At 57.7% G+C, this 19770-nt stretch carries 15 protein-coding genes; 6 read left to right on the top strand and 9 right to left on the bottom strand.

The annotated features are described in order from the left end of the window. Positions 1-5: 5 nt before the first annotated feature. From HB376_RS26410 to gspG, 7 genes are all read right to left on the bottom strand, one after another. Complete coding sequence (locus HB376_RS26410) at positions 6-377, bottom strand: hypothetical protein (protein WP_213766678.1); 372 nt, start codon at positions 375-377, stop codon at positions 6-8. Between the two features lie 239 nt (positions 378-616). Continuing rightward, positions 617-1039, bottom strand: coding sequence for a hypothetical protein (locus tag HB376_RS26405; RefSeq protein ID WP_213766677.1), 423 nt, complete (start codon positions 1037-1039; stop codon positions 617-619). Between the two features lie 152 nt (positions 1040-1191). Continuing rightward, positions 1192-1746, bottom strand: a complete 555-nt coding sequence (locus tag HB376_RS26400) for a PilN domain-containing protein (protein ID WP_213766676.1) — start codon at positions 1744-1746, stop codon at positions 1192-1194. Continuing rightward, positions 1747-2577, bottom strand: a complete 831-nt coding sequence (locus tag HB376_RS26395; RefSeq protein WP_213766675.1) for a hypothetical protein — start codon at positions 2575-2577, stop codon at positions 1747-1749. Further along, the gene (locus HB376_RS26390) at positions 2558-4177 is read right to left on the bottom strand and encodes a GspE/PulE family protein (protein WP_346730588.1); all 1620 of its coding nucleotides are present in this window, start codon (positions 4175-4177) and stop codon (positions 2558-2560) included. The genes HB376_RS26395 and HB376_RS26390 overlap by 20 nt, the downstream gene beginning before the upstream one ends. Before the next feature lie 101 nt (positions 4178-4278). Next, complete coding sequence (locus HB376_RS26385) at positions 4279-5535, bottom strand: type II secretion system F family protein (RefSeq protein ID WP_213766674.1); 1257 nt, start codon at positions 5533-5535, stop codon at positions 4279-4281. A gap of 44 nt (positions 5536-5579) precedes the next feature. Beyond that, positions 5580-5990 carry a type II secretion system major pseudopilin GspG gene (gene gspG / locus HB376_RS26380; protein ID WP_255631581.1) on the bottom strand — a complete coding sequence of 137 codons (411 nt, stop codon included), beginning with the start codon at positions 5988-5990 and terminating at the stop codon, positions 5580-5582. Between the two features lie 620 nt (positions 5991-6610). On the opposite strand from gspG, the gene HB376_RS26375 reads away from it, so the two are divergent. From HB376_RS26375 to HB376_RS26365, 3 genes are all read left to right on the top strand, one after another. Beyond that, complete coding sequence (locus tag HB376_RS26375; RefSeq protein WP_213766672.1) at positions 6611-6832, top strand: RHS repeat domain-containing protein; 222 nt, start codon at positions 6611-6613, stop codon at positions 6830-6832. A gap of 225 nt (positions 6833-7057) precedes the next feature. Beyond that, a complete protein-coding gene (locus HB376_RS26370; RefSeq protein WP_213766671.1) occupies positions 7058-13186 on the top strand; it encodes an RHS repeat-associated core domain-containing protein in 6129 nt (2042 codons plus the stop codon). Beyond that, positions 13183-13593 (top strand): hypothetical protein, encoded by a 411-nt coding sequence (locus tag HB376_RS26365; RefSeq protein ID WP_213766670.1) that lies wholly within the window; start codon positions 13183-13185, stop codon positions 13591-13593. The genes HB376_RS26370 and HB376_RS26365 overlap by 4 nt, the downstream gene beginning before the upstream one ends. 35 nt (positions 13594-13628) lie before the next feature. On the opposite strand, the gene HB376_RS26360 is transcribed toward HB376_RS26365, so the two are convergent. Next, complete coding sequence (locus HB376_RS26360; protein ID WP_213766666.1) at positions 13629-13853, bottom strand: SymE family type I addiction module toxin; 225 nt, start codon at positions 13851-13853, stop codon at positions 13629-13631. A 72-nt stretch (positions 13854-13925) separates the two neighbouring features. Beyond that, entirely contained in the window at positions 13926-14315 is a 390-nt protein-coding gene (locus tag HB376_RS26355; protein WP_213766665.1) for a helix-turn-helix transcriptional regulator, read from the bottom strand. 104 nt (positions 14316-14419) lie between these two features. Here HB376_RS26355 and HB376_RS26350 point away from each other — a divergent pair, with 104 nt between their 5' ends. From HB376_RS26350 to HB376_RS26340, 3 genes are all read left to right on the top strand, one after another. Further along, positions 14420-17485 (top strand): CHC2 zinc finger domain-containing protein, encoded by a 3066-nt coding sequence (locus HB376_RS26350; RefSeq protein ID WP_213766664.1) that lies wholly within the window; start codon positions 14420-14422, stop codon positions 17483-17485. 67 nt (positions 17486-17552) lie between these two features. Then, a complete protein-coding gene (xerC, locus tag HB376_RS26345) occupies positions 17553-18620 on the top strand; it encodes a site-specific tyrosine recombinase XerC (RefSeq protein ID WP_346730587.1) in 1068 nt (355 codons plus the stop codon). Positions 18621-18663: 43 nt separating this feature from the next. After that, entirely contained in the window at positions 18664-18951 is a 288-nt protein-coding gene (locus HB376_RS26340; protein ID WP_213766662.1) for a hypothetical protein, read from the top strand. The last annotated feature ends 819 nt before the right edge of the window (positions 18952-19770 follow it).

Raw genomic sequence — 19770 nt, 5'->3', positions numbered from 1 at the left:
GCCTGTTAGTCGGCCTGTTGCCGTTGTTTGGTTGGGCTCGCGAGAAAACGGTGGCCGACCTGAGTCGGCGCAGCGCCAATCGGATGCGTTTCAGCGCTGCCGCCTGTCGCAATAAGCCGCGTTTCCCCGGTTTGCAAGTGATGAAGCGCGACATCGGTTGGCGTGATCGCCTGAATGCGCCAGATGCCGTTCAGCACTTCTCCGATGCTCAAGACGACCGGATCACCGTTCGATGCAAAAAAGACCTGTACCTTGCCGTCCTTGATCATCCGGCCCAGATAAACCACGTCGGGTTGCGTCATTGCGTCTGGAAGCGGAGGCAACGGCGGCGTAGAGCCCGTGACCGCGGTACTACCCGCGCCCGGAAGAGGGGGCATTCCTGAAGCTTGCTGAGCGGTCGGCTTGGGTGCCACGGGATCGGGCAGCACCGGACGACTCCACGGTCGGTCCTCTCGCTCAGAAATTTTCGAGGCTGCGGTCTCCCTTCCTGCAGTGGACGACGCCCTCGCAAGGGGAGGCAGAGGCAGTTCGACAGATTCAGGCCGGAGTAGCAAGAAGATCGAGCCCACCACTGTCGTCATCAATACCAACTGCACCGGTGTTGAAACAGTTAGCTTCACGAGGCTGCCTTTGGGAGCAGCCGGTAGTAAAGATTGAGGTCCAATTTTTGATCGAGCTTCGCGGCTCCATCTGCACTCTTCGTATATGCGAGACGCGCGACCGACAAGTTTGGAAACGCGTTTAGCGTCGTTCGCAAGAACGACTGTTGCTGCGCTTCGTCTCCTCTCACGTCCATGCGTAATGCGAGCTTCCTGATCGGCAGCGCGGGCAACTGTTCGTACCGGTAATCGATGCGCGTGATGACGACGCTGTTTTTGTCCGCCAGCGAGTTCAACGCACGAAGCTGTTCTACGTGCTCGTTGAATTCAGGCAGCGAGGCTACGAAATCATGCGCCAGATCGCGTGGTGTTAAGTCCCGCTTGGCCAAGCGGGGCTTTGCCTGTTCAAGGGCTATGTGCGGAGCCAGCCGCGATGTCATCTGTCGAGAATCCGCGTGTAGCGGATAATCGATTGCGCAGATCAACGTCACCCATAGCAGCACAAGCCCCACTGCAATGGTGTATTGCCACTCGAACCAGTCCAAGCCACATGCGATATACCAGGAGACTATTTGCCGAAGCTTTTTCCGGTTCACGGTCGTCCCCATTCGGCTATCAGCGAGAAGGAAACGCTGCGCCGCGAGGCTGTGGGCAGCCCCGGAATTATCGAACCGTTGACCTGTGGTAACCCTGTGTCGTCGTTTCTGGTCTGGCTGACGAGTTCCACCGAAGACCACGAGGGGTCGCTCTGCAGCGCCGCCATTAAGTCGAACACATCTTTCGGCTGATCTGCTACCCCGCTGATATGCACACGACGGATCGCGCCGGCGTCCGGCTCCAACGTGAGCAATTCAAGACCCGGTTTCGTTACATGCTGCAGACTGTTCAGTACATCGACCCATGGATAGCGCATTTCCGCAAATACCAGGTTGAGTGCGGCAGGTGCAGGAACAGAAACGGGATGCACGCGGGCTGCTGCACGGCGAGACGCTCCCTCAGCTTTCCCTATCATTTGTTCACGCTGCTGCAGCAGGTCATGCCGCCACCAGAGCGCATGAACGCAACCCAATAGCGCAACGACGCAGATTGCCGCCCACGATTGAGTCCACCAACGACGCTGGGCAAAATCCCAGTTCAGACGAGCCATTCAGAGCACCCCGCAAAGTGCGTACGCGAAGCGTGGGTCATCGCCGGAAATCGGGCCTTGCAGCGCCAATTCTTCTCCCGTTGGCGCAGTGATGTTCCGCGGCGGGAAAAGGTATGTAATGTCGCTCGGGATGACTGGCGACCGCTCTTCGGAGAAGGGCTGGACCGATACGGAAGTGAATTGCCCGCGGTCATAGCTCACGCGCAGCAGACGCTGTCCCTCAACGAGCGCAAGCACACCAGCATCGTTTTTCATTCGAGCGAAGAGACTGTCCCAGACCACACTTAACGCCGGTGTTATCCGTCGGGAGCGGCAGTGGTGGCGCGACGCAAATTCGTTAAGTTCGAAGAGCAATTCGGTCGGAATCAGTGCCGTCAGTCGCGGGCGACCGAACGCGAGGCGTGCGAATCGCAACTGGTATGCAGAAAACGAAATGTCGCTTCCGGAGAACTGTTGCGCGAACAGCGCAGCTGCCAGCGTGTGGCAAAACGGCCTGCTTGAGAGACGCTCATCCCACGGCAACAACAGATAACGGACATAGTCGATGCCAACGACCCATTCGATCACGCCCCGGATCGGATGCACGTTCAGCCATTCGGTCAAGGCGCCGAGGGCAGCCGTGACACCGTGGGTGTCATCGCAGTCCAGCGTGGCAACGGGCAAGATGGCCTTCATTCGTACCACTGGCCGGAATCGGCCTTTCACTACACAGACTGCCAATCCGCCCCGGCTGAGGTAAATCAGCAGACGCTCGGGACGGCTGAGTCTTGCACGGAGCGTGCGAATGCTTCGAGCGAGATGAGTCAGCAAACTATCCAGTAAAGGTGACACGATTAATCTCCTCCAGCGTGGTCTGCCCCAGCCGCACTGCATCCACGGCTTGTTCGCGCATAAAGCGCATACCGCGTTGGCGCGCCATTTCCTTTAGTTGACTTGCCGGGACCTGTTGCAGGATCGCATCGCGCAGGTCGTCGTCTAGCACGAGAACTTCCGCCAAGGCGCGCCGGCCGCGATAACCGCTGCCGCGACAATGCGCACAACCAGCACCTTTCATCAGATGGCCGTCCGCTAGCGATTCGCGCGTTACACGGGAATCCTGCAGGAGCGCGTCGTCTGGTGTGAACGGCGCTGAACAGTGAGTGCAGACAAGCCGTACGAGCCGTTGCGCCACCACGCCGTTAAGTGCGCTCACGAAGCTATATGGGTCAATCTGCATATGCCTGAAACGGCTCAGCACATCGAACACGTTGTTCGCGTGAACCGTGGTGTAGACCAGGTGACCGGTTAGAGCGGCCTGGATCGCAATCTCGGCCGTCTCTCGATCGCGGATCTCGCCTACCAGGATCCGATCGGGATCGTGTCGCAGAATCGAGCGAAGCCCGCGCGCGAACGTCAGCCCTTTTTTCTCATTCACCGGAATTTGCAAGATGTCTTCGAGTTGGTACTCAACTGGGTCCTCGATAGTGATGATCTTGTCGTCACCACGTTTAATCTCGGAAAGAGTTGCGTATAGCGTGGTCGTTTTGCCGGAGCCGGTCGGCCCAGTAACAAGCAGCATGCCGTACGGCTGATTCGCCAATCGCCGCATCACCTCGCTTGTCGTCGCATCAATACCTAACATGTCGAGATTCAGTTGCGCCATGTCGGTTGTCAGTGACTGTCGGTCCAGAATGCGTAATACGGCATCCTCACCGAACAGCCCGGGCATTATCGATACGCGGAAATCTACTTCGCGAGCCTGCAGCGATACCGAAAACCGTCCATCCTGTGGAACCCGCTTCTCACCAATATCCAACTCCGCCATCACTTTCAAACGTGAAACCACTTGCTCGGCCAGACCAGGATCCGGTAGCGCGCGTGCAGTGGAAATCACACCGTCGATCCGATATTTGATCGTCAGCCCGCGCAGGGAGTTTTCGAAATGGATGTCGGAGACACGGTTGCTGTGTGCGTCGTAGAGCGTCGAGTTCACCAGGCGCACTACTTGGCTTTCATCGCCGGCGATCGACGTGAGAGAAATCTCTTCGAAATTTAGTGTGTCTGTCTTCGTCCTGTCCAGCCGGATCAGTTGGGACAACGCCTCTTGATCATTGCCAAAGCGAGCGAGCAGCGCCTTGAGTTCGAGCGGATGAGCAAAAGCCAGATCGAAGTAACCCGGCAGTCGATAACTTGCGAGTGAAATCAGGGCGCTGTTCCATGGATCGTCGCAGACGAAGATCCGGCTGAGTTCTTCACTGCCAGTGTTATCTCCGTAGCTCGCGACACCGGTTAGAACAACGCAATTTTGCCGGAGACAGTCTGCGTAACTGAACACGGAGAAATCCGGCGTCGACGACTCCATCTGCGCAAGGCGTTGAACCGGCATGCCGCTTTCGCTCGTGGCGAATAGCAACATTTCGTCGGGTGTGAATTTTCCAAGCTTTTCCAGCACGGTCAGAATCGGCGCGCCATCGGCTAGCGCGAGTTCTTTCGCCTGCGCGATCAGTGAGGCATGCCGTGCGACGTCTGTAAGTGGCTTGCTATCCTGACCGATCACTGCAGACTCCCAGCCAGATCAAAAATAGGCAAATACAGTAGAACGACGATCGAGCCGATTCCCAATCCCATTATCAGCATCAGAACGGGCTCAATCAGGCGGGCGAACCGATCAACCCATTGCGTGATCTCACGCTCGTGAAACATTGCGGCCTGCTCCAGCATTCCCGCAATCTGGCCGTTACGCTCGCCAGCGCGCAATAGGCGCAGGGCAACCGAAGTCATCAGACTTTCGTGTTCCAGGCTCTCGCTCATCTTCTTGCCTTGCGCAATGCTCAACATTGACCGCGTAAGGCCGGCCTGGAGCGGGAGAGGTAATAGCTCACGCGTCATAGTGAGGGAGGGGAGCAGCGCAACGCCGCCTTGCAACAACATCCCTAGCGAACGATAGAAGCGGGCCAGTTGCATCAGCTTCAACATTGCGCCTATCCATGCGATGCGTCCGAGCAGTACGAGGCATCGCTGCTGCACTGCCGGGCGCATCGACAGTACGACGGTGGCCGCGAACGTGGTGGTCAGGCAGACGAGCGACGCTAGCGTATGGTCGCTGACAAACAGTCCGAAGCTGATCAGCCACTGCGACATCAGCGGTAGTTCCGCATGTGTCATTCCCTCGTACACATGTCCAAAGCGCGGCGCGAGAAACCAAAGTAGGAAAAAGGCGACAACCATTCCCGTGATCAGCAACATCACCGGGTACAGCGAGGCCGCAATGATTTTCTGCCGCACAAGACTTACCTGACCGTCGTATTGCAGATAGCGCTCGAGCGCCTGTGTCATCCCGCCCGTCTGCTCGCTTGCTGCCACCATGGCGACGAACAACGCGGAAAAGCAGTCAGGATGCGCGGCTAACGAAACTGAGAACGATTTTCCTTGCTGCATTAGGCGAATCAATTCGGACAGCACATAGTGCCCTTTCTCTTCCGCTGCTCCTGGCTGGTTTTGCCGCCGGCGCTCGTCTAGCGTTTCGAGTGCCTCGGTCAGAGCTAGCCCTGCGCGCAGCAACGCTAGGAGTTCATAGACGAACAGGGATAAGTCGAAACGGGCCCTCCGAAACATACGAGCAAATGACATATGTTGACGGGAGAACCCCGTCTTGCCAGCGCGGGCGGCGCAGACTTCCACTACCTGCACATCGGCTTGCCTTGCGCGCTGCGCGGCCTCTCGCTGAGCCTCATCTTCATTCAAAGCGAGCAGGTCGAACTGCTGTAGCTCACCGCGCGCGTTCAGGCCGAGCAACACATATTTTGTCACAGTGTGAATTGCTCACTTGAAGACGTCAGGGAAAAGGAGGTAGCTTAGTTATGGATGTCCGCGTTCTCATTGGTGCCTGTCGGCCTCTTGTCCGCACCGTACGACTCAATGTCGTAATCCGGATTGCGCTTCCCAGGATAGACGTAGTGGTACGGCATGCCCCACGGATCCAATGGCACAGCCTTGGTCAAATAGGGTCCGCTCCAGCCCGGGGTACCGTCGGCAGGCGGCGAAGAAAGCAAGGGCAATCCTTCTTGCGCGGATGGGTAGCGGCCGATGTCCAACCGCAGTTGATCAACTGCTTTGCTCAACACGCTGATTTGTGCCTTTGCCGTAGTCACCTTCGACTTGTCCACATTGGCAAACAGTCGTGGTCCGACGATTCCCGCGAGCAATCCGATGATCACCAGAACAACCAGCAGCTCGAGCAGGGTGAAGCCTTGTTGCTTTCCCATCTTTGAAATTTTCATAGTTTTACTATGTATTGGTCATTTTTTTTCCAGGCGCGCCACCGCCCGGCTGGTATTTCAAGATGGTCTGTAATCTGCTGTTTCGCGGGCAGTTGCGTGCGTTGAATACCGACCCCGCGACGCGACTGCGGTGAAATCCAATCGATGGGTCAGTGCAGTTTCACAAGCTGGAAAGTTAATGAGATAGATGAGCTGTACTACATAGATTGGTATGTGTCTTTCTTCAAGAGGATTTAAAGCATTGCACGTTATCGTTCCGGTTGGCAATATTTTTTGGCGTTTGTGACACTTTATATCTGTTGTTGTTGACGCAGTTCGGATTTCCAGTTGCTCGTGGAGTTATGCGTTGATCGGGTGTTAAGTAGTATGTAAGATTCGTTGGCATTCAGCGATACTGAGAGATTATGTCGAGGCGCTCTCAGGCAAGTAACGCGGCCCGGAACAGGTAAGGCATCACTGCATTAGTGGGACTATGGCTCGCCCCTTCAGCACGATGATCGTTACGACCAACAGAAATTAAAATAGGGGATTTTGAGATGTGGGTGAGAACAGGCGTATCGGAATGCAGGTCGGGCGAGCAGCCCGATGCTGTTCGCAGTCACACGATGCACAAGAGAATTCTGCAGACGGCGGGTCTTGTGGTGAGCGTGGCATTGCTAGCGCTTTCAACAGTGGCGTTTGCCGCGAGCAACGCTAACTACACCTATGACGCACTGGGACGGCTAACCAAGATCGCGTACAGCGACGGTGTCAAGACTACTACCGTCACCTATAGCTATGACACCGCCGGTAACCGCACCAGCGTTGTCACGAGCGCACCGTCGTAATCGGTGCCACGACTGCACCTGCCGGAAAATAAGCTTGACGGATCGGCAGCGCCGCTAGAAACCTTCTGCACGCTTTCGGCTTTACGCAGACTGGATTTCGGCATCTATTAATTCGTTAACCTAATTAGTAAATCTTCCCCTTCGAACCGGGGAGGGTGCACTGCGCGCGCAAATTCGGCAGCAGTGAACAGCACGCAAAAAACAACAATTTTCGAGGAGATTTCGATGCCCGATACCGCATCAATAGAGAATCGCGCGATCAGTCGCAGCGCTACTCGCATACGTAAATCAGTCCGTCCCGCTGTGATTAATACACTGCTAAGCCTGCTCACCCTGTTTGTGAGCACGGCTGAAGCGGGCAATGTTCAGTTCTCCAGCACCACGCCTGCTGTCGTTGACAACTCAGCTGCAGCGAATGCCGAGCAATCTGGGCCACAGCCGGTTATCCGCCGCGGTCGCGAGCCGTCCAAGCCGAAGTTGCTGCGAGCCGGCCCAACGGATTCGGTTCAGGAATTTGCTCCCCAGCCGAACAGCATTCGAGCAGTCATGCTACCGGTTACGGAAGCAGAAGCCATGGCGCACGATAGCCAGGTGGCGCGCGACCTGCCTGCGGGTATCAACCTTGGTGGCACGATAGAAACGCTCGCGAAGCTGGACACCAAGCGCACGCATTCAGCGGCTGATGATGTTCGCCTGCAAAAATTCGAACCACCGAAGCAAGGATTGCTTCGCAGTGGCGGCGTCACGGGTGCTAATGGCATTGTCAGCAACGACGCTCCGCCCGGCCCCGCTTCGATCGAAGAACTCGCCCGGGCGCTGCGCTACCACCCAGACCTGATTTATCAATATGTTCGGAATAATATTGAGATCGATCCCGTCCGGGGCATCCACAAAGGTGCGCTCGGCGCGTTGCTCGATAATCAGGGTAGTGCGTTCGATCAGGCACAACTGATGGTCTCGCTGCTGCGCACGTCTGGATACGACGCGCGTTTTGTTCGCGGCGTGATCAAGCTTAGCGCTCAGCAGTTTACTGATTGGTACGGTTTGCCGACCACGAATGTGTGCGCCGTACTGAACCTGATGGGCGAGACTCAAATCCCGGTGTACAGCATCAACGCACCGCAGGCGGGCACATGTCCCTCGTTGAATGCGCCAATGACCGACATCTCGATCGAGCACGTATGGGTTAAGGCAAATATTGGCGGCACTTGGTATACGTTCGACCCTAGCTATAAACCACATTCGGTAAAGTCCGCTGTGGACTTGAATGTCGCATCAGGTTACAACGCGGCAGCGTTTCTCAAGAACGCCACCTCGGGCGCGACCGTCACGCCTGATCTGGTGCGCGGTTTGAACCGGGCAGGTATTCGGACCGACTTGCAGACCGCCTCGACCAATCTCGCGACCTGGATCCGAAAAAATAAGCCGACTGCGACTATCAGTGACATCATTGGCGGCAAATCGATCACGCCTTTCTACGCCGGCACGCTTCGGCAGACGCAAAATCCGTTGCTTGATGCGAGTTGGAACACGCAAGAGTGGGTCGACATTCCTGTTGGCTTCAAACCAACCGTGCGCGTGGTTTATCAGGGCATCGATCAAACCTTCACGTCCGACGCAATTTACGGTAAGCGCCTGACGATTACATACAACGCGTCGAACCAACCGGTGCTTAAACTCGAGGGTCAGGCTGTAGGTGCACCTGGAAATCCGGTGGCGCCGGGCGCCGACAGCGTCATTAGCTTTGTCGTTTGGCATAACGGGTATGTCAACGGAAATGCTGATCATGCTTTTGACCAACACATCAAGGGTGGCGGCACGTACTTGGTAGTTAATGGTTGGGGGCCGACTGGTCGCGGACTGTCGCAAAATTATCTGAAAAATCTGGAAGATCTCCGTGCGGCCGGTAATGCTGAAACCAGCGAAGCAGTACTTGGCGCAAGCCTTGGTGTGTTGGGTGCGCAGTGGGTATCGCAGACGACAAACAGCGCCTCCATTACGGATCGCCTCGCGAATGCGTACACAATTCAACATCACCAGGTTGGCATTGCTGGCTATGAGCAGGGCCCGTACGTCGATCTTCCCAGCAACATAAGCTCAACGGTCCAGATGGCCGGTGATTGGACACTTGAAAAGGCTGTGTTCCAAAGCAACGGAATGCATTTGTCGATACTCGAGTCCACGGCGGTCAATCAAACCTCGGGCGTATCAGCAGTATCAACAGTTAAGCTGCTTGATTTGGCGATGAGCCAGGGACTGACTATCTACAATACCGGGGGCGGCCGTTACACGAATGTAATTCAGCCCGCGTTAGTCAACTGCCAGGCTCATCTCACCAACTTCCAAAACTATTTGAAACAGGGCTATCAGTTGTTGATCCCTGGTAACTGTCAGCTGGCCGAGAACACTTGGAAAGGCGTTGGGTATTTCGTTCTTGGTACGGCCGATACGCTCTTACTGGGTTCTACAATTAGTGGGGGGCTCTCGGGCGGTTTTTATACCAAGCCCGTTCCAGCGGCGGCTAATAACGTTTCCACAATCAACAATTCGCAGTCGCAACAAAAACAGACCAATGTGCCTGCGTCCTCGGAGTCGCTAACCAAAGACCCGATTGACATGGTGCACGGCAATTTTCTCTACGAGCATCAGGACATCAAAACCGGCTACGGTGATTGGCCGGATAGCCTGAAATTCCAGCGTCTTTACAGCAGTGGAATGAAGACTCAGAGTGGCGCATTAGGCAAAGGCTGGTCACACAACTATGACATTCGCTTTCGTACCGCGTCGGACGGCTTCATCGGGATGGGCGACCGGCTTGCAATCGATGCGGTGGGTACCATCATCGAGCACAAGGCAGCGCTAGATCTGCTAAATGATAGGACCGCTCCGGCGGAAAAGTTCCTCAGCGCGGTCATAGCGCAACGCTGGTTCGGTGACCAACTGGTCGACAACACGCGAATTGTGACACTCGGCTTGAACAGCGATGTTTTCGCGCGTTTACCGGATGGCAGCTTTAGTGCCCCGCCGGGTAAGGCCGTGCGTCTCGATGTGTCAGGCACCACAGCGCAATATGTAACGCTAGCCGGTACATCCTATTATTTTAATGGCGATAAGGTTGCCTATTACCTCCATTCGGATAACAGGCTAGTAAACTTTACTTGGAGTGGTGACCTGCTTACGCGAGTGGACAACAGTTCCGGCCGCAGCTTGACGTTTGCTTACGCGAACAATCGCTTACAAAGCGTCAGTAGTCCACAGCAGACTGTACGCTACACCTACGACTCAAAAGACAACTTGATCAGCGAGGCTGATCCCGACGGTTTTACAACGCGCTTTGAGTACGATCTGCCGGGGCGTATGACGAAGTTCTTCCAGCCAACCTTTCCTAATACCGCGGTCGCCACCAATGCCTATGACACGCTAGGCCGCGTACAGACGCAAGTGAGCGCTGCAGGTAACTTATCCAATTACTATTTCGCGGGTTATCGCAGCGAAGAAGTGGGGCCTGGCGGATCGACCCGTACCAACTATGTCGACAGTGAGGGCAACCTACTTCAGGTCAGTGATCCGGTCGGCAATTGGACAACCAAAGAATATGATGGGCAAAGCCGCCTTGTTCGTGAAACGCGTCCAGAGGGAAATCGCACCGAATACACGTACGACGATGCAACGTGCGTTAGTTCTACCAGCCAGCTCAAGGGGTGCACGCATAACGTCCTGACTATTTCCCGGTTTCCAAAGTCGGGCTCAGGTGATTCTGTCTTGACGCAGCGCTTCACGTACGACCCAATGTTCGGCAATGTCAAGACTGTTACTGATGCCAAGGGCCAGAGAAGTGAATTCTCGTACTTGCGATGGCTCCCGACATACGTGACGCGGTCTTTGACGGGCGCGCCGGCCGACCCGGCCACCAGCTTCTTCTATGAGTCCGTCCTGTCTACCGCGAAAGGTGGCCCCGCCTACTTAAGGCCGATACGGAGCGTCGAAAAAATCGATTCAACTCGGACTTCCACGACGACTACCAGCTACGCGGCGGACTACACACCCGCAACCATGGTCAAGGACGCGGACGGATTGGCGACCAAAACCGTCATGACCTTTGACAACGAAGGGCGACTGCTCACGAGCAAGCGTGATGGCGTTGCGACGGTCACAAACACCTACGACAAGCGCGGCAATGTGATACGCAGCAACGCAAACTTGCTCGGCGCCGACGAAGTTATCGGATACGACGCCGACAGCCGCGAGATCAGCCGTGGCGTGGCGGTTATCGGCGGAGCGATGGTGACATGCAAACGCTACAACGCGATGGGTGATGTGACGCGTGTCTGGGGACCTGGAAAAACCGCCGGTGTGAGCACGTGTCCCGTTGAACTCGCGCCGACGCCGTACAACGATACAACGTACGACGACCATCATCGTCCCTCCTTGGTGGTGCGCTTCATTGATGCGTCGGACGGCGGTAACCGCGTCACGAAGATGGAGTACAACGCGGACGATAGCGTGAAGAGCATCCGGAAGGCGGTGGGCACCGGGCTGGAGCAGAGCTACGTGAGTTACGTTTACAACCCGAACGGCACAATTGGGTTGACAACGGACGCGAAAGGCAACACGACGGTCAACCTGTACGATGGCCACGATCGGCTGTATCGCACGCACTATCCGCTGAACGGCCAGCCAGGCATGGGGGATGGGAACAACTACGAACAGTACACATGGGATGCGAACAGCAACCTCATTGCTTTGAGAAAGCGCGATGGCCAAACGATCACTCAAAGCTTCGATTCTCTAGACCGGCTGGTGACGCGCACGTTCCCTAGCGGGGTGGGTAATGTGCAGTTCAGCTATGACCTACGGGGCCTGAAGACAGCGTCGCAGTACGGCGACGGTAGCCATACCGTTACGAACAGCTACGACGGGCTAGGGCAGTTGACGCAGACGAGTGCTGCGGGTAGGACGCTGCGCTACAGTCATGATACGGCGGGCAATCTGACGGACATCGTTTGGCCTGATGGGTTTCACGTAGCGACTACTTACGATAGCTATCGTCGTCCAACGCAGATGCTGGAGAACGGCACGCAGAGCCTGGCGAAATACACCTACGACACGCTAAACCGCCGGACCTTGGTGGAGCTGGGCAACGGTACACGCACGGAGGCGGTGTATGACGGGTCGGGATGGCTTGTGAACCTGAACCACCGCTTCACGAGCAGCACTGAGGATTGGTTGGGAAGTTTTACACGGAACCAGCTTGGAGAGATCAAGCAGGCGAGCGTGACGAACAACCGGTACGGATGGACACCGGTGGCTGCGAGCACTGCTTACGCGTCGAACGCACTGAACCAGTACACGAGTGCAGCGGGAACGGCGGTGACATACGACGGTAACGGCAATTTGACGGGCGACGGATCGTGGACGTATAGCTACGATCCAGATAACCGGATGAAGACCGCAAGCCGCTCTGGCACGAGCGCAACGCTCGGATATGATCCAGAAGGCCGGTTGGTGCGGACCACGGTGAATGGTACGGACACGAACCTGATGTACGACGGGCAGAACCTGGCGGGTGAGTACAACAGCGCCGGCCAGCTGACGCGTAGTTATGTATTCGGTCCGGGAGTGGACGCGCCGCTGGTACAGTACGAGGGAGTCGGCACGACCGCAAAGAGCTGGCTGTACGCGAACCAGCAGGGCAGTATTGTGGCGCTGGCGAACGTAACGGGTGCGACGACGAGCAGCCAAGCGTACGGGCCGTTCGGGGAGACCCAGGGCACGCCGACCTCGCGTTTCGGATACACGGGGCAGCAGTACCTGGCGCCATTGGGGCTGTACTATTACAAGGCCCGGATGTACTCGCCTGCGTTGGGGAGGTTCCTGCAGACGGATCCGGTGGGGTACAAGGCTGACCTGAACTGGTATGCGTATGTGGGCAACAACCCGATTAATCTGACTGACCCGACGGGGCTGACGCCTTGTTCAGACAAAGCGTTGAAAGAGCAACAGGAAGAGCATGCTTTGCTCGCAAAGGAGCGCGCAGCGCTTGGTCAGTCGACGATCGCGAGCATGGCCGAAGACGGCAAGATCGGGGTGCCTGGACCAGGGGGCGGAGCACTTGGGCTTGGCTCAACCGGACGAACGGTTGCAAATAGCCTGAACGAGCAACTAGCGATGAAGCAAGCCATTTCTGATCCCGGAAAAGGATCCGTCGTTCCTCTGAAGAGCGGTATGACTGACGCACGTTGGCCTGGCTCTGAAGGGTGGGTGAAAATGACGCAAATGGTCAATGGCATTGAGGTGCATTACGTGAGAAATGTGACAACGGGAGCAGTTGATGATTTCAAATTCACTAAGTGAAAATCATGCGCGTAACCTGCAAAAGTAATAGTGGGCGAGACTTGACAGATATGTATCTTCGTCTTGGCTACACCACCGGGTCCGAATTCTCGGTTGTAGTCGACAAAGAATATGAAGTATTCGCTATGTCGTTGTGGTGCGGAGCAATTCAGGTTCTTTTGGCAGATGAATATCATTTGCCTAATTGGTTTCCACTGGAGATATTTGAGCTTTGTAATCTTAAATTACCAGGCGATTGGTTCTACGCGGCTAGTCTGCATAACACAGGGGGGCTGCAGTCTCTCTGGGGTTATGAGAGGCTGATTACTGATCCATCGCACTACGACGGCCTTTTAGAGCGCGATCCGGACGCGTTACGTCATTTTTACGAAGAAGAGGGTCGCTGGCGCGACAGCACGATAGTGTAAAAGATGAAGGGCCGCTGACGCGGCCCTTCGTTGTTTTAAGCGGCGGTGATGATGAGTTTGCCGTGCTCGACGGTGACGCGTACTTGCTGACCGGGGAGGAATCCGGCGTGTTCGATCCAGAGCCCGGAGAGCTTGATCCATGGGTAAAGCTTGGGCGGCTTGTTCAGGTGTGAAGGCCAGGCTTGATAGCGAAGAGACTGTTGAACCTTGACGGAGCGTTCAGGAAATCCAGCGGCTGCTTTATGATTGGCGTTAGCCATGGTCAACTCCTTCAGTGAGTTGGTTGTGGTCAGCGGGCCGTGAGTGTTGACGCACTCACGGCCCGCGCTTCGTTAACGGATCGGGCTCTGTTCCGGGGTCCGGTTATTCCATCTGCGTGCTTCGTACTTGAGGATCAAGCCCTCGAGTAGTTCGCGCACGACGTGCTTCTCTTCCTGTGAAAACTGATTGATGGCCTCGAACTGCAAGGTGAGATCGCTGTCGGGACCGCGCTCGTGTTCATCGAAGAGCAAGAAGTCGGCGGTGACATGGAGGGCCACGGCCATCTTCTTCAAGACTTCGGAGGACGGCAGAGCCTGGCCGCTCTCGTACTTCTTCCAACTGTTGACATGAACGCCGATGGCGTCGGCCATGACTTGTTGAGAAAAGCCGCGCTGCTTGCGCAGCTCGGTCAAGCGGGACGGGAAAGACATGGCTGGCGACCAAGAAAGTGCATAGACCATGATGCTATCCCCTGAAAATACACTTACCTGACTAAAGTACAGTATAGTAAACTTTATAAATCCACTCAAGTGGTCTTGACAGGTTTTTAGCCGAAGGACGATTCATGGCCCGTATTCCCGAAACTGAGCTTGAGCGCATGAAGGCCGAGGTGTCGGTTGAGCAGCTCGTGCGTGCGCACGGGATTGAGCTGGCGAAGTCGGGCCGTGATTGGCGCGGGCGCTGTCCGTTTCATGCTGACGGCACGCCCTCGCTGGTGGTGACGCCGTTGAAGAACCTGTGGCACTGTTTTGGGTGCGGGATCGGTGGTGGTCCGGTGGATTGGGTCATGAAGGCGAACGGGATCTCGTTTCGGCACGCGGTGGAGTTGCTGCGGGAGGGGATTCCTTCTTTAGCCGCTATTGGCCCGGTGCGCTCGACGGTGCGGGTGCTGGAGTCGCCGGTATCGGTGAGCGCGGATGACGCGGCGCTGCTCGACCAGGTGGTGGATTACTACCACCAGACGCTGAAGGGTTCACCCGAGGCGCTGGTGTATCTGGAGAAGCGCGGGATTGCGGGGGCAGTGGAGCACTTCAAATTGGGGTTTGCGAACCGGACGCTTGGGCTTCGTCTGCCGCTGAAGAACCGCGGTGCGGGCGATGCGATCCGCAGCCGCTTGCAGCAGATCGGCGTGATCCGCGAGAGCGGGCATGAACACCTGAACGGCAGCATCGTGTTCAACTGGCGTGACGAGGCGGGACACGTTGCGGGCTTGTACGGGCGCAAGATTGGCGACAACCTGCGCCCGGGGACGGCGTATCACCTGTACTTGGCCGGGCCACGCCGGGGCGTGTTCAACGCCGAGGGCTTGCGTGGTCAGAAGGAAGTGATCCTGTGTGAATCGGTGATCGATGCGCTGACGTTCTGGTGTGCGGGGTATCGGAACGTGACAGCCTCGTGGGGCGTGGAGGGGTTCACAGCGGATCATCTGGCGCTGATCCACGAGGTGGGGCTTGAGCGCGTGGTGATTGCGTATGACCGGGATGAAGCGGGTGATGCGGCAGCGGTGAAGCTGGCCGAACGGCTGACGGAAGAAGGGTTCGGGTGTTACCGGTTGCGGTTCCCGCACGGGCTGGATGCAAACGAATACGCGCTGAAGGTGAGCCCGGCGGTGAAAAGTTTAGGCGTGCTGATTCGCAGCGCCGAGTGGCTGGGAAATGGGGAGGGGCCGGTGCGTAGTGTGGCGTCAGTGGCGGTGAAGCCAGGCGCTCGGGAAGTCCAGGCGTTACGCGGCAATGCTGTTGCTGTTGACGATGATGAGGCCGCGACGGCTGCTGCTGCGCCTGCGCCGGCTCCTCTCTTAGCGGCTAAATTAGCGGCTAAAGAAGAGCCGGAACCCGAGGCAGTGCAAGCCGAAGTGACGCAAGCTGACGTGGCACAAGCCGAAGCGCCGGAGATCGCAACGGTTGCGGCCAGCGTTGCGCCTGCCGCGCCGGCACTTGCTCTCGAATGCGTGGTGAGTGACGCGGAGATCGTGTTCACATTGGGCGCGGTGCGGTATCGGGTGCGCGGGTTTGACGCGAAGGCTGCTGGCCTCTTGAAAGTGAACGTGCTGGCCAGTTGCCACGAATGGTTCCACGTCGACACGTTTGATCTGTATCACGCGAAAGCGCGGGCGAATTACGTGGCGCGAGCGGCGGCTGAATTGCGGCTAAAGGAAGAGACGGTGAAGGCCGATCTCGGGCGCATGTTGCTGAAGCTGGAGATGTTGCAGGGGGCGGCTGCTGCGCCCGCGACCGGCGTGCAGATGAGCGCGGCCGACGAGCGCGCAGCGCTGGAGCTGCTGCGCGAACCGGATTTGCTCGGGCGGATTCTGGCGGACTTCGCGGCGTGCGGGGTGGTGGGCGAGGAGACGAACAAGATCGTGGGGTATCTGGCGGCTGTGTCCAGAAAACTGGATGCGCCGCTGGCGGTGGTGATCCAGAGCTCGAGCGCGGCGGGCAAGAGTTCATTAATGGACGCGGTGCTGGCGTTCGTGCCGGAGGAGGAGCGGATCAAGTACTCGGCGATGACCGGGCAGAGCCTCTTCTACATGGGCGAGACGAACCTGAAGCACAAGGTGCTGGCGATCTGCGAGGAGGAGGGCGCGAGCCGCGCGGCGTATGCGCTCAAGCTCTTGCAAAGCGATGGTGAGCTGACGATCGCGAGCACGGGCAAGGATGCGCAGACGGGCAACTTGGTCACGCAGGAATACCGGGTGGAAGGGCCGGTGTCGATCATGCTGACGACGACCGCCATCGAGATCGATGAAGAGCTCTTGAATCGGTGTCTGATCCTGACGGTGGACGAAGGGCGCGAGCAGACCGAGGCGATTCACCGGCTGCAACGGCAGAAGAGAACGCTCGGCGGCTTGAAGCTGAAGACGCAGAAGGAACAGATTCTGGCGTTACACCGTAACGCGCAGCGGTTGTTAAAACCGTTGGCGGTGGTGAACCCGTTTGCCGATCAGTTGACGTTCCTGTCGGACAAGACGCGCATGCGGCGTGATCATGAAAAGTACTTAACCCTGATCGACACGATCGCGCTGCTGCACCAGCACCAGCGGGAGGTCAAAACGGTGCGGCACGCGGGGGCGGAGCTCGCGTATATCGAGGTGACGGTCGGCGATATCGCGAGCGCGAATGCGCTGGTGCATGAGGTCTTGGGGCGAAGTCTGGACGAGTTGCCGCCGGTGACGCGGCGGGTGCTGGAACAGATTGTGTGCGCGGTAAAACTGAAGCCGTTGCCGCGCGAGTCGGTGCGGTTCAGCCGGCGGGAGGTGCGCGAGTGGACGGGCGCGAGCGATACGCAAGCGAAGCTGCACCTGTCGCGCCTGGCCGAGCTTGAATACATGCTGATTCACCGAGCGCCGCGCGGTCAGGGCTTCGAATATGAACTGGTGTATGACGGCGATAGCAGCGCGGCGGCTCACCTGTCGGGGCTCATCGACATAGAACAATGGCAGTACGACGCGCAGCGGTCGGGGGTCAACGCCGAGCGGTCGGCCCCTGGTCGGGATGCAGTTGGCCCAAGGTCGGCGGGTGGACGGGATGGTCAAAACGCCGCCGAGGCAGACAGCGTAAAGCTGAGCGCCGATCAGTCGATGAATGGCGCCGACACACACTTCAGAGAGAATAAAAATCTGGCGTCGTAAGTCCTGCGTCGTCCCCCAAGGGGACTTCCTCCGGGGCGTACACGCAAGGACCGATGTGACGGCGCGCGTGAAACAGCGGTTGCGCAAACAGCGCGAAGGCGGTTGGCGCACGCAGGAGAAGCCGACGAATGCGCTGATGGCGTATGTGCATCTGTACGTGGATTGGCTGGCGATGACCGGCTGCACGCCGGCGACACAGCGCACACGCCAGCGGGGGCTGGAGCAGTTCGTGAAGTGGTTCGATACGCGGGGCTTGAGCCAGCCCGAAGAGATCACGCGGGCGGTGCTGGAGACGTGGCAGCGGCATCTTTATTTGCATCGAAAGACGGACGGTCACGCGTTGGCGATCCGCACCCAGCATACGTTGCTGGTGGCGGTAAAGGGGCTGTGCCGGTGGCTCGCCCGGCAGCGATACGTGCAGTACAACGCGGGCTCGGAACTGGTGCTGCCGAGAAAGCCTCACGCGTTGCCCAAGGTGGTGCTGTCGGTGGCGCAGGTCGAGGCGCTGATGGGGCAGCCGGATCTGGAGTCGGTGACGGGCATGCGCGATCGCGCGCTCCTGGAGGTGCTGTACAGCACGGGGATGCGCCGGATGGAGATCGCGCAGTTGCAGTTGGGCGATATCGACCTGGATACGCGCACGATTGCGATCCGGCAGGGCAAAGGCCGGCGTGACCGGTTCGTGCCGATCGGCGAGCGTGCGTGCGCGTGGGTTGAGCGTTATCTGCTCGATGAACGCACGGCGCTGGTGGTGCATACGGAGCAATGGACGCTGTTCCTGACGGACTACGGGACGGCGTTCACGCTGGGACAACTGAGCGCGATCGTGACGCGGTACATGCGCCGTGCGGGAATCGATAAAGGCTCGTGCCACGCGCTGCGCCATGCGTGCGCGACGCACATGCTGGATAACGGCGCGGACGTGCGGTTCATCCAGATGCTGCTGGGGCACGCGGATCTGACGAGCACGCAGATTTACACGCATGTGTCGATTGGCAAGCTTCGGGAGATTCATGCGGCGACGCACCCGGCGGGGCTGGATGCCGCTTCTCTCTTAGCTGCTATTGAGGCGGAAGCGGACGATGACGATGGCGACGAAGTGAATGACGAGGAATCAACGACGATGTCAGAATGAAGAAAGCAAGCAGAGGTCAATCGTTGCACCAAGGAGATTAAAAGTGATTGAGTGGCTGGGATTGCTGTACACGGCTGGGAAGGATTTGAAGGAGTATCTCGTTTTTAGTGAAGAACAAAAGCAAGTCGACAATGAGTGGCTTGAGAAATCAGGTCTCAAGGCAGAAATGGATGCCAAAGATATAAAACTAGCCTGGAGCCAACCCGACCGGATCGCTTCTCGACAAACCGATGGATGGGAGGTCGTCTACGAGGTTGACAAGATCAAACGGATTCGGCGAAAGCTGGTGCGATATGACGGAACGGTCCTCATTAAAAAGCAAGAAAAATGACCGACGCAACGTCACCAACGATGCCGGATGAACGAAGAGTCAACGACGTATCCAGGTGAACGAATCAAGGCGCACAGGCATCGTGTGCGGGCCTGTCGGCCCGAAGGCTGAGTAACAAGCGGTCCAGCGGCCTTGCGGCCGGGGAACGAGGCCGGGGGTAAATTGGCCTGGCGGCCAATTGAACATAACGCTTGGAAATTAGCGCTGGGCGCCGGGTAGGTGCGCGTTGCGCCCTGTCCCGTCGCCCATCGCTAATTTGCGTTATGTCTGGCGCCCCCGGCCGGGTCACGCGCGTGCGCGCTTGAAGAGATCAGGGCCGCGTGGCGGCCGGCGTGGAATACGCAACACCAAGTCATGCAAGGCGCTTCACGCAGGACATAACAGGGGCCGCGTCGCGGCCAGGAAAGGGAATGAGCCCGGCCCGCCCGGGCCGTCTGCTGCGCTCGGGCTTCGGCCGCAAGCGGCCTCTCGCTCCGTGCTCGCAGCCCTCCCCCCGTCCGCCCCCAAGGGGCTCCCCAATCAGCCGTTACTGCGTAACGGAAAACCCACCGATACGAAGCATCAAAAGCTACGGCGTTGTTCATGCGGTGCAAGCCTAAAACCCGTCTTGCACCGCATGAACCAGCGTCGAGAACCGATGGCCGTCAAGGCCAAGCCCTGCGGGCGCTACGCGGCCTTGACGGGGTCGGCGCTGGCGGGTTCGTTGAGCGGTCGCGGGAGTTGTTCAGCGTACCGGTGTGCGGCGGCCGAATCCCCAACCCAGTCTGAAAAAAACCCGTTACGGCGTAATGAAAAACCAGCCCTCACGTTAGCCGTTTG

It is taken from the genome of Caballeronia sp. dw_19, from assembly GCF_018449515.1.
GTDB lineage: Bacteria > Pseudomonadota > Gammaproteobacteria > Burkholderiales > Burkholderiaceae > Caballeronia.
Note: the sequence above shows the minus strand (reverse complement) of the source record. Positions and strands in the feature narration are given on the sequence as shown.